The organism is Amycolatopsis sp. NPDC059021 (assembly GCF_042739895.1).
Classification (GTDB): Bacteria; Actinomycetota; Actinomycetes; order Mycobacteriales; family Pseudonocardiaceae; genus Amycolatopsis.
The window spans coordinates 67,121-77,203 of the sequence record NZ_JBHYIQ010000029.1 but is presented as its reverse complement, the minus strand read 5'-3'; the positions used below and the strand labels follow the sequence as shown (position 1 = coordinate 77,203).

Annotated in this window: 11 protein-coding genes; 7 read left to right on the top strand and 4 right to left on the bottom strand. The window is 68.3% G+C overall.

Going from position 1 to position 10,083, the window contains the following annotated elements; translation table 11 throughout:
- The first annotated feature begins 165 nt into the window (after positions 1–165).
- Genes ACFWX1_RS19380 through ACFWX1_RS19370 form a run of 3 tightly spaced genes read left to right on the top strand, consistent with a single transcriptional unit; the run spans position 166 to position 3,279 of the window.
- Positions 166–1,014 carry a carbohydrate ABC transporter permease gene (locus ACFWX1_RS19380; protein ID WP_378389124.1) on the top strand — a complete coding sequence of 283 codons (849 nt, stop codon included), beginning with the start codon at positions 166–168 and terminating at the stop codon, positions 1,012–1,014.
- Positions 1,005–1,886: a carbohydrate ABC transporter permease gene (locus tag ACFWX1_RS19375; protein ID WP_378389081.1), complete on the top strand. Its 882-nt coding sequence runs from the start codon at positions 1,005–1,007 to the stop codon at positions 1,884–1,886. The genes ACFWX1_RS19380 and ACFWX1_RS19375 overlap by 10 nt, the downstream gene beginning before the upstream one ends.
- A gap of 1 nt (position 1,887) precedes the next feature.
- The gene (locus tag ACFWX1_RS19370; protein ID WP_378389079.1) at positions 1,888–3,279 is read left to right on the top strand and encodes a beta-N-acetylhexosaminidase; all 1,392 of its coding nucleotides are present in this window, start codon (positions 1,888–1,890) and stop codon (positions 3,277–3,279) included.
- Positions 3,280–3,348: 69 nt separating this feature from the next.
- Here the strand turns inward: ACFWX1_RS19370 and ACFWX1_RS19365 are convergent, their stop codons facing one another.
- Positions 3,349–3,687: a hypothetical protein gene (locus ACFWX1_RS19365; protein WP_378389077.1), complete on the bottom strand. Its 339-nt coding sequence runs from the start codon at positions 3,685–3,687 to the stop codon at positions 3,349–3,351.
- Positions 3,688–3,840: 153 nt separating this feature from the next.
- Here ACFWX1_RS19365 and ACFWX1_RS19360 point away from each other — a divergent pair, with 153 nt between their 5' ends.
- The gene (locus ACFWX1_RS19360) at positions 3,841–4,725 is read left to right on the top strand and encodes a helix-turn-helix transcriptional regulator (RefSeq protein ID WP_378389075.1); all 885 of its coding nucleotides are present in this window, start codon (positions 3,841–3,843) and stop codon (positions 4,723–4,725) included.
- Positions 4,722–4,934, top strand: a complete 213-nt coding sequence (locus ACFWX1_RS19355) for a DUF397 domain-containing protein (RefSeq protein WP_378389073.1) — start codon at positions 4,722–4,724, stop codon at positions 4,932–4,934. The genes ACFWX1_RS19360 and ACFWX1_RS19355 overlap by 4 nt, the downstream gene beginning before the upstream one ends.
- A 6-nt stretch (positions 4,935–4,940) precedes the next feature.
- Here the strand turns inward: ACFWX1_RS19355 and ACFWX1_RS19350 are convergent, their stop codons facing one another.
- Together ACFWX1_RS19350 and ACFWX1_RS19345 are read right to left on the bottom strand one after the other, a co-directional pair.
- The gene (locus tag ACFWX1_RS19350; RefSeq protein WP_378389071.1) at positions 4,941–6,098 is read right to left on the bottom strand and encodes a methyltransferase domain-containing protein; all 1,158 of its coding nucleotides are present in this window, start codon (positions 6,096–6,098) and stop codon (positions 4,941–4,943) included.
- Positions 6,095–6,226 (bottom strand): hypothetical protein, encoded by a 132-nt coding sequence (locus tag ACFWX1_RS19345; RefSeq protein ID WP_378389069.1) that lies wholly within the window; start codon positions 6,224–6,226, stop codon positions 6,095–6,097. Before ACFWX1_RS19345 ends, ACFWX1_RS19350 begins: the two co-directional genes overlap by 4 nt.
- A 121-nt stretch (positions 6,227–6,347) precedes the next feature.
- Here ACFWX1_RS19345 and ACFWX1_RS19340 point away from each other — a divergent pair, with 121 nt between their 5' ends.
- On the top strand, positions 6,348–7,181 hold the full coding sequence (locus tag ACFWX1_RS19340; protein ID WP_378389067.1) for a hydrolase: 834 nt from the start codon (positions 6,348–6,350) through the stop codon (positions 7,179–7,181).
- Positions 7,182–7,420: 239 nt separating this feature from the next.
- Here the strand turns inward: ACFWX1_RS19340 and ACFWX1_RS19335 are convergent, their stop codons facing one another.
- Positions 7,421–8,443: a M28 family peptidase gene (locus ACFWX1_RS19335; RefSeq protein WP_378389065.1), complete on the bottom strand. Its 1,023-nt coding sequence runs from the start codon at positions 8,441–8,443 to the stop codon at positions 7,421–7,423.
- A 614-nt stretch (positions 8,444–9,057) separates the two neighbouring features.
- Here ACFWX1_RS19335 and ACFWX1_RS19330 point away from each other — a divergent pair.
- Entirely contained in the window at positions 9,058–9,987 is a 930-nt protein-coding gene (locus tag ACFWX1_RS19330) for an RICIN domain-containing protein (protein ID WP_378389063.1), read from the top strand.
- Positions 9,988–10,083: the final 96 nt, after the last annotated feature.

The following is a 10,083-nucleotide window of genomic DNA, read 5'->3' as shown; positions in this document are numbered from 1 at the left end:
TTTTTATTTTTGGGGGGCTGTGTATTTGTTTTATACGTGACGGGTTGGGCTTGTGACCCCCACAACCGGCGGGGCGCCGCCCGGGCCCCCCCCCCCCCGCCCCCTTGGGGGGGGGGGGGGCGCCGGGACGGCCGGGCCGCCGCGCTCTACCTCGCCCCGGCGGGGATCCTGCTCGCCGCGGTCCTCGCGTACCCGATCTACCAGCTCGTCGTCATCTCGTTCTACGACTACGGGCAGTCCCAGGCCGCGGGCACCGCCCCGCTGGTGTTCCTCGGCGCCGCCAACTACACCGAACTGCTGGCCAATCTGCAGTTCTGGACCGTGCTCGGCAAGACCGTCGGGTTCGGCGCGGTGTGCGTGGTGGGCGGGCTGGTGGTCGGCACCGGGCTCGCCGTGCTCGCCAGCCGCGTCCGGGCGCTGCCCAGGATCCTGCTGTTCCTAGCGGCGCTCGGCGCGTGGGCGACGCCCGCGATGGCCGGATCGTATGTCTGGCTGTTCCTGTTCGACACCGATTTCGGGATCGTCAACGAGGTGCTCTCGGGCCTCGGGTTCAGCTCGATGGCCCACCACTCGTGGACCTTCGGGACGTTCGACGCGTTCGGGCTGGTGGCCGCCGAGGTGATCTGGTGCTCGTTCCCGTTCGTCATGGTGACGATGTACGCGGGCATCAAGGGGATCCCCGACGAGGTGCTGGAGGCCGCGTCGCTGGACGGCGCGTCCGGCTGGCGGACGACCTGGTCGGTGATCCTGCCGATGGTGCGGCCGCTGCTGATGATCGCGACCATCCAGTCGATCATCTGGGACTTCAAGATCTTCACCCAGATCTACGTGATGACCAACGGCGGCGGCGTGGCCGGGCGCAACCTCGTGCTCAACGTCTACGCCTACCAGCAGGCCTTCGCCGGGCAGGAATACGGGCTCGGGTCGGCGATCGGAGTCGTGATGACGCTGTTGCTCCTGTCGATCACCGGGCTCTACGTCCGGTCACAGCACCGGAGCGCGGCATGGGTGTGATGCCACTGAGTGCGGCGAAACCGCGCCGCGTCCGGCGTCCCGGCAGGCTGATCGCCGAGATCGTCACCGTGGTGATCGCCGGGATGGTCGCGTTCCCGCTGTACTGGATGGTGCTCTCGGCGTTCAAGCCAGCGGGTGAAATCCAGTCCGCGCACCCGAAACCGTGGACGTTCGCGCCCACTTTGGACAGTTTCACCCGGGTGCTCACGGTGTCCGGCTTCGGGCGGTTCTTCCTCAACAGCCTGCTCGTCGCGGTCGTCGTCGTGGTGTTGTCGCTGCTGCTGTCGTTCCTGTCCGCGGTCGCGCTGACCCGGTTCCGTTTCAAGGGACGCACCGTGCTGCTGATCATGATCCTGGTGGCACAGATGGTCCCGGTGGAAGCGCTGACGATCCCGCTGTTCTTCCTGATGCGCTCGATCGGCGGCGTCGTCCCGTCCTTCGGGCTGAACGAGCTGGGCTCGCTGGTACTGGTGCACCTGGCGTTCAGCCTGCCGCTGGCGATCTGGATGCTGCGCGGGTTCGTCGCGGCGGTGCCGGTCGAACTGGAGGAGGCCGCGAAGCTCGACGGTGCTTCACGGATGCGGTTCACCTGGCAGATCCTGTTCCCGCTGGTGGCTCCCGGCCTGGTGGCGGTCAGTGTGCTGGCGTTCATCCACGCCTGGAACGACTTCCTGTTCGCGAAGACGTTCATCATCTCCAAGACCGAAAACCAGACGCTGCCGCAGGCGATCCTGGTGTTCTTCAAACCGGAGGACACCGACTGGGGCGCGGTGATGGCGTCCTCGACCCTCATGACGATCCCAGTACTGGTCTTCTTCATCTTCGTCCAGCGACGCCTGGTCTCCGGACTGGGCGGCGCGGTGAAAGGCTGACATGCACGGATTCGAAACCCTGCTCCCCCGCCCGGTCTCGGTGACCCCGCTGCCCGGCGAATGCGCGTGGCCCGCCGAGGTCACCGTGCGGTCCGGTGCGGACCTGCCCGCGGAGGGCTACCGGCTGGAAATCGACCCCGGCGGCGTCACCCTGCACGTCGCCGACGCGGCCGGCGAGGTGTACGGGCGGCAGACCCTGCGTCAGCTCGCCGGGCCGGACGCGTTCCGCGCCGCACCCCTCCACAGTGGACCGTCCACTGTGCCCTGCGGGGTGATCGAGGATCATCCCCGCTACGGCTGGCGAGGCTGTCTGTTCGACGTCGCGCGGAACTTCCGCACCAAGGCGGAGGTGCTGCGGTTCATCGATCTCCTCGCCGCACACAAGCTCAACGTGCTGCACTTCCACCTGACCGACGACCAAGGCTGGCGGATCGAGGTGCCGGAGTTCCCCCGGCTGACCGAAATCGCCTCCTGGCGTAGGGAGTCGATGGTCGGGCGGCACGACGGCCCGGAGCGCGACGGCCGTCCGCACGGCGGCTTCTACACCACCGACGACCTGCGGGAGATCGTCGCCTACGCGGCGGCGCGCGCGGTCACCGTCGTGCCCGAGATCGACGTCCCCGGCCACGCGCGGGCCGCGATCACCGCCTACCCGGAACTCGGGCCGGACTCCGGGACCCCTTGGGAAGTCTGGACTTCATGGGGTGTCAGCACCTCGCTGCTCAACCCTGTCGAGTCCACATTGGATTTCTTCCGCCGGGTTTTCGACCATGTGCTCGACATCTTCCCGTCGGAGGTGATCTGCGTCGGCGGCGACGAGGTCCCCGGCGCAACCCAGGCCCACGCCCGGTTCGTGGCGGACCTCGCGCGGTACCTGACCTCGCGTGGACGTCGCGCGCACGGCTGGGACGAGGTTCTCGACTCCGACGACCTGCCGCCCATGGTGATCGGGGCCTGGCGGGAGGAGGCCGCGGGCATCAAGGCGGCCGAGGCGGGCCACGACGTCGTGCTGTGCCCCGAGGACCGGGTCTACCTCGACCACCGGCAGTCGGATCACCCCGACGAGCCGATCCCGGTCGGTTTCGTCCAGACGCTCGAGCACATGTACGGGTACGAGCCCGCGCTGGACGGGCCGCGGATGCTCGGCGTGCAGGCACAGTTGTGGAGCGAGCATCTGGACACCGTGCGCCGGGCGGACTACGCCGCGTTCCCCCGCCTGTGCGCGGTCGCGGAGGTCGCCTGGAGCCCGGCCGGCCGCGACTTCGCCGAGTTCCTGCCGCGACTGCGGGATCACCACCTGCCGCGGCTGGACGCGCTCGGCGTCGAGTACCGGCCGCTCGACGGACCCCACCCGTGGCAGACGCGCCCCGGTGTCCCGGGCCGTCCGCGCTGATTCCGCGATAACCCCGGCACTGGGCTCTGAAGGCCACCTTGAGGGACGCCAACGCCCTCAAGGTGGCCTTCAGAGCATGTCGGGTGCGGCAGGGTCGACCCACTTCAGGTGCGCGGTGACGTTCGCCGGCCGGGCGAACCAGCGCAGCGCGCGTTCCGGCGCGCCGAGGACCAGCCGTCGGCGGCCGTCGGGCGTGACCACCTCGGCGCGGTTCTCGAACGCCATACCCCACGCCCCGACCCTGGCGTCCACCCGATCGCCGTACACCTGCACCACCGCGAACAGCCGGGGCGCGTCCTCGGCCACCATCTCCGCCACTGCCTCGTCGAATCCCTCGGGCGTGTCGAGCGGATCGAGCATCTCCTGGTTGTCGTCCGCCTCCGCGGAATCAGCCTGGTCGCCGGTCATCGCTGCCTCCTCCATCGCGACGCGCCCATCGCGCGTCCTCCCTGGTCCGGCCCCGATCGCCGAGTAGTGTCCAGCACCACAGAGATCCGGGTCACAGTGAGCATACTACAATCTGAGCATGCTCAAACTGGGACCACTAAAAACGGGGAGGCCATGATGGCGTCCGGACAGAGCCCGACCGCGCTCAAGTGGTGGTTCGCCATGGAGATGCGGCGCATGCGCGACAGCGCGGGCCTCACGCGGGACGAGGTCGCGCAGGCGGTCAAGGGCAGCGTGCCCGCCGTCGGTCACATCGAGGCGGGCCGCTCGCTGCCGAAACCCCTGGAACTGGACAAGATGCTGGAGATCTTCGGTCAGTCCGAGCGCGCGGACTTCTTCCACGACCTGCGGGCGCGGGCGAAGCGGGGCAAGGACTGGTGGATCGGCTTCGAGCCCTCGGTAAGCAACTATGTCAGCCACCTGAACCTGTTTCTCGGCCTGGAATCCTCCTCACCGCAGATCGAGAGCTGGGACGCGCTCGTGCCGCCCGGCCTGTTCCAAACGCCGGAGTACGCCGAGGCAGTCATCCGCGCCGGACGTTCCGGCATGCCGATCAAGGAGATCCGGAAGCTGGTCGAACTGCGGATGACCCGGCAACGCGAAGTACTGGAACGCGAACAGCCACCGAAGATCTGGCGTGTCATCGACGAGGCCGCACTCCGGCGCGTTGTCGGTAGCCCCGAGGTAACGAAGGCACAACTGGAGCAGCTCGCGACGCTGGCCGAACGGCCCGGCATCGATCTGCAGATCCTTCCACTGGACGCGGGCGCACACAACGGCACCGAGGGCACCTTCACTATCCTGACGGCGCCGCCAGAGCTGGAGAACTATCCGGGCTGTGTCTACGTGGAGACCCTTGTCAAAGGCTATTACTACGAGGAGCTTGAGGAGATCACCAGGTACCGTAACGCCCTGACGCGCTTGCGCGTGCAGGCCACGAAACCGAAGGACTCCCCCACTCTCCTCCGCCGGATAGCAAAGGATCTGCGATCACCATGACGTATGAGGACCCGGCCACCGCTCTCGCCGCCGCTACCGACTGGCACAAGGCCAGCTACAGCCAGGGTGGTGAGAACGGCTGCGTCGAGGTCGGCACCGTCCCCGGCCTGGTCGGCGTCCGGGACACCAAACTCGGTGCCGCCAGCCCGATCCTCGCCTTCGCCCCCGCTTCCTGGACCGCGTTCCTCACTGACCTCCGCACCCGCTGACCCTGGTCAGCTGAGTGTCATGTGCACCGTGCCGGCAGGCCGGTCCAGCCAGATTCGTTGTTCCTGGGGCGTCACGAGCAGGCCGAATCGATCGATTCCGGGTTCGCCGTGCTGGTGCCACCAGTGGTAGGCGGCTTCGGCTTCGTCCCAGAGTTTGCGGGGGCCGGTCTGCTGAGCGGTGAGTTTTCCGGCGGCCAGATCGGCGTCAAGCCGGGCCCAGGAGCGGCTTTCCGGATCCGCGATCTCGACGTGGTGGTGTCCGTCGTGATCGATGTCGTAGTCCACGGTGAGGCTGCACTCGGGCAAGCGGGCGCCGATGGCGAACCCGGCTTCGGTCGCGGTGATCATGCGGTAGATGTCGTGGCCGCCAAGGTGGATGTCGCGCCGGTCGGCGCGTTCGATTTCCTCCGCTGGTGGTTGGTAGAGGTACCGGCGCTGGGCGCGCAGGCGCATGAATCGCAGTGGTTCGCCGAACCGACCGGTGGCGGTGCCGTCGGCGTGAACGGTGAGCAGGGCGAGTTGGCCGTTGAGGTAGTTGCTGCCCCACGGGGTGGTAATCAGCCCGTCCGGGCGGCTTTGGGTGAGCCAGGCGTTGGGGATCGTCCCGGCCCGTACCGACGCGGTGGAGATGATCCGGTCGAACGGCGCGGTCTCCGGATCGCCGGCGGCACCGTCGCCGGTGATCACCCGCACCGGATAGCCGTGTTCGGCCAGCCGAGCCGCGGCCGCGGCCGCGAGGTGGTCGTCGACCTCGATCGTGGTGACCGCGATGCCCCGCGCGGCGATCAGCGCAGCGCTGTAGCCGGTGCCGGTACCGATCTCCAGCACCCGCTGACCGGGCTGGATATCCGCCGCGGCGAGCATCGCCAGCACCACGCTGGGCTGCGACGCCGAGCTGGTCGGCGTGCGTCCGTCCGTGCTGGGCCAGGCGGTAGCGCCGTCGTCGTACTGGGTCACCAGCGGCTCGTTCGCGTAGACGGCGGCGAACCAACCATCCGGATCACTGGTCCGGTCCAGCGGCCGGATCCGGCCGTGCTCATCGTCCAACCAGCACTGGTCGGGTACGAACCAGGCACGGTCGACCGACCGGAAGGCGTCGCGCCATGGCTCGGGCAGTTGTCCTTCCTCGGCCAGCACCGCGTCCAGGGCGGCGGTGCCGGTCATTTGTCCTTCCTGCCCTCGGGATGTTTCCCATCGTCCTTGCCCGGGTCGACCCACTTCTTCGGGTCGCTGTCCGGATGGCCCTGCCGGTCCTGGTCGCCGTGCTTGCCGCCCTCGTCCTTCTTACTCATGGGACTCGACATTACGACCCCATGGCTGTCGGGTCGAGACGGCAACCGAGCGGTTCACTTACGAACTCGCCTGGTCAGAGCGGGTTGACCTCCAGTGCGCTGGAGGTTCGATCATGGGTGGATGAGTACGTGGATCTGTGACGGCTGCGGCCTGGAACACCCGGAATCCCCGGAGCCACCACCGCGCGACGGCTGTGTTTTCGACCGGGGCGAGGTGAGCATCGAGGAACGCGGCGACCTCGGCCCGCACGGGCAGCGCTGGGTGACGCACGAGGAACTGGCCGCGCAGCCGCACGAAACCGTGCACCGCGACCACGGCCGCGGTGTGCACAGCTTCCGGCGGGAACCGCGGTTCGCCATCGGTCACTGGTCCTTCCTCGTGCGGACCCCGCGCGGCAACCTGCTCTGGGATCCGCCCGCCTATCTCGACGAGCAGGTGCTCGGCCTGGTGCGCGAACTCGGCGGGGTCGCGGTGATCGCGACGAGTCATCCGCACATGTTCGCCGCGCAGGTCGCTTGGAGCCACGAGTTCGGGCGCGTGCCGGTGCTGGTCAACGCCGACGACGAGGAATGGGTTCCCCGCCCCGACCCGGTGATCGAATACTGGAAGGAGCACGCGGAGCCGCTGCCCGGACTCGAACTGATCCAGGTCGGCGGGCACATGCGCGGTAGTTCGATCGCGCGCACGAGCGACGGCACGCTGCTGGTCGGCGACTCGATCAGCGGCGTCCCGAAGCATCCGGCGTGGGTCTCGTTCACCCGGAACTTCCCCAAGCTCGTGCCGCTCTCCCCCGCGGTGGTGCGCCGGATCGTCGATCGGCTCGACGCCTGGGAGTACGACCGGCTCTACACGCTCGGCGGCGACGGCATCGACCGCGACGCCAAGCAGGTCGTGCACCGTGCCGCGGAAAGCCACATCCGGTGGGCCAGCGGGGAGTTCGACCACCTGACCTGAACACACGAAGAAGCCGGCGTGTTCGCACACCGGCTGACCGACAAGGACGAGGGCCTGCTCGACGCCGCGGTGCGAAGGTTCCGCGGCGTCGGGGGGCCTGCCGCGCGGCGTTCCTCACCGACCCCGCGACACTCGCGTGGCCGGCATGAATCCTCTTGCCCCACCGGGAAAGGGGTGATCGTGCAGTCCGGGCTCGTCGCCATCGAGCAGACCGACCTGGTGCGTGATGTTCTTGTCGGTCAACCGGTCAGCGCCCCCTCGTCCCCAGTTGTCGCTTCCCGGAGGCCGGCGCGGCGGAATCCCGCCACGGCCGATCCCGCCTCTACCGCAGCGATGCTGCTCCATGCGGCAGTGTGCCGTGGCCACTCGGTCCCGGCGGCCGTCGCGCCCGCCAGGGTCCAGGCGGCGTGCGCGGCGGCGTTGGTGCTGACCCCCACCACGTTCGCGGCGACGTTGTTGATGTCGTCGCAGCGTGAGTGGTAGCAGGGGTCCTTACCGCTGCCGATCCCGCTGACGGGTACCCCGATGTTCTTGAAGCTGGCGTGGTCCGACCGGCCGCCGACGTCCATCGGCCGGGTGGCGATGCCCTTGCCGCGGAAGTAGGTCTCGAACATCTGCCGCATGGCGGCGTTGTCGTTGTACACGCCCCAGGAGGTGGTTCCCTTCGCGCCGACCATGTCGAAGTTGAGGTAGTTCTTGATCTTCGTGCGCTCGGCGGCGGGCAGCGAGGTGGTGTAGTAACGCGAGCCGATCAGCCCAAGTTCCTCCGCACCCCACCAGCCGAACCGCAGGCTCTTCCGGAGTACGGGCTTGGCGCGCGACACGGCGAGCGCCGTCTCCAGCGCGGCGGCCGAACCGGAGGCGTTGTCGTTGACGCCAGCACCCGCAGGCACGCTGTCGAGGTGGGCGCCGAGGAAGACGACCTCGTTCGGATTGCCGCCGGGCCAGTCCGCGATGACATTCCAGCCGGTGGCGCCGTTGTGGGTGAACGCCTGCAACCTGGTCTGGAAGCCTGCCGCGTCCAGCTTCGCCTTCACGTAGTCGGCCGAGGCGCGGAATCCGGGGCGGCCATGCGCGCGGTTGCCGCCGTTGGCGGTGGCGATGGACTGGAACTGGTCGAGGTGGGCCATGACGTTCGCGGCCGGGATGTCCGGCGGTGCGAAAGCGGGGACGGCCGGGGCGGCCGCGGCTTGACCGGAGAACGCGACGGTCGCGGCGACCGCGATGGCGAGCAGCGGACCGGATGCCTTCCGGATGGTCATGGTGTCCTCCAGCGAATTCTTGCCGCGGGCGTGGGCGTTCTCCGTCCGACACGACCACATTATTCCGGTCCTGGAACCAGGAGAATCGCGATGTCGGAAATACGACGCGGGGCTGCCGCGGGAAAATGCCGCAGTAGGCCGGTTGCCACCAGGCCGGCCGGCCGCCCCCGCTTCGCCCACTACTTTCTTCGGTCTCCGATGGCGTAATTACGCCACGCGGGTCAGCACGGAGGTCGCTACGACCACGCCGCGAAATCGTTGCACGAAGCGCTTTAGTCCCTTGTGGACTTTGGTGTGGTGAAGGGAACATTCAGCGCGTTCAGCGCTATGAAGGAGGCCTTCACAGCATGCGGTACTCCACGCGATCGGGGGGGACGCCTGGGGCGGGAGCCGGTTGCGACGAGGGCGTCCCTCGGTGCATCCACCGCACCACCGCACTCGGAGCCCTGAAGCACAGGTCAGCGCTACTGCCCCGAAGTTCGCCCGTTCGGGCGGCAACCTCCCGGCCGTGACGTGCGTTACCTCGATGTTCGACGTGTGGCGGGCGTGGGGTGCCCGGCCGGAACCCCTGCCTGGCCGCGTATTCCATCGCAACCGTATTCGGGGGTTCATTCATGCTGCCCACAATTTCCTTACGCACCAAGAGATCGAGCACGATCCGAAGAACGCGACTGCTGTTCGCCGCGGCCGCGATCTTCGGCGCCACGGCGGCGGGCGTGGTTCCCGCGCAGGCCGCGCCCGCCGCCAATTCGATACCGAATCCGGCGTCGGGACACAACATCTCCGACCGCGTCGACACCGACGGCGTGACCTACACCCGCACGTTGACCCCGACGCTGACGTTCCGCCCGACCGATCCGGACGGCGGACCGCTCACCGCGGTCTTCTACGTCTACGACCGCGACACGATGATCGCGGACAACTGGGTGTGGAACGTGCCGTCCGGTTCCATCGCGCAGTGGACGGTGCCCGCCGGACTGTTGCAGCAGGGTCACACCTATCGGTTCCGCGCCACCACGTTCGACGCGGAAAACGCGCTCGCCGACGACGCGTGGGTCAATCTGCAGTCGGTGTACAGCGGCCAGATGGCCGACGTCGCGGCCTGCGGAGTCGGCAACGGGACCCGGGTCCAGCAGTGGCCCGCGAACGGCGCGGACTGCCAGAAGTTCTTTCCCTGGGGCACCGGCGACGGCTATTACCAGTTCCAGGCCAAGCATTCCGGCCAAGTACTGGACAATACCAACTGCCGTGTCGACAACGGAAATCCGGTGACGATGTACGACAAGGTCAACGGTGACTGTCAGAAGTGGACGGTCGAACCGCAGGGCATGGGCAGCGGCGTCTACAAGTTCGCGGTGCGCAATCCCGGCAAGGTGCTGGACCAGGGCTGCTCGACGCGCGCGGGCACGATCCTGATGATCTGGGACCGGCTCGGCGGGGACACCTGCCAGGAATGGAGGATGCCCACCTCGCCCGCCAACGGGGTCACCGTGCAATGGCTCCAGTTCACGGTGAATCTCAACCCACCGCTGCCGAAACGCTGACAGCGGTCCGGGGGGGGGGGCGGGGGCGGCGCGGCGCGCGCCGCACCTGCTAGAGAGGGGCGCAGTGGGTGGGGGGCGGGCGGGCGAGCGAGTGGG

Bases quoted from the DNA above. Each gene is read 5' to 3' on its own strand.
- ACFWX1_RS19375 (WP_378389081.1), top strand. From the start codon at position 1,005: ATGGGTGTGATGCCACTGAGTGCGGCGAAACCGCGCCGCGTCCGGCGT.
- ACFWX1_RS19370 (WP_378389079.1), top strand. From the start codon at position 1,888: ATGCACGGATTCGAAACCCTGCTCCCCCGCCCGGTCTCGGTGACCCCG.
- ACFWX1_RS19365 (WP_378389077.1), bottom strand. From the start codon at position 3,687: ATGACCGGCGACCAGGCTGATTCCGCGGAGGCGGACGACAACCAGGAG.
- ACFWX1_RS19360 (WP_378389075.1), top strand. From the start codon at position 3,841: ATGATGGCGTCCGGACAGAGCCCGACCGCGCTCAAGTGGTGGTTCGCC.
- ACFWX1_RS19355 (WP_378389073.1), top strand. From the start codon at position 4,722: ATGACGTATGAGGACCCGGCCACCGCTCTCGCCGCCGCTACCGACTGG.
- ACFWX1_RS19350 (WP_378389071.1), bottom strand. From the start codon at position 6,098: ATGACCGGCACCGCCGCCCTGGACGCGGTGCTGGCCGAGGAAGGACAA.
- ACFWX1_RS19345 (WP_378389069.1), bottom strand. From the start codon at position 6,226: ATGAGTAAGAAGGACGAGGGCGGCAAGCACGGCGACCAGGACCGGCAG.
- ACFWX1_RS19340 (WP_378389067.1), top strand. From the start codon at position 6,348: ATGAGTACGTGGATCTGTGACGGCTGCGGCCTGGAACACCCGGAATCC.
- ACFWX1_RS19335 (WP_378389065.1), bottom strand. From the start codon at position 8,443: ATGACCATCCGGAAGGCATCCGGTCCGCTGCTCGCCATCGCGGTCGCC.
- ACFWX1_RS19330 (WP_378389063.1), top strand. From the start codon at position 9,058: ATGCTGCCCACAATTTCCTTACGCACCAAGAGATCGAGCACGATCCGA.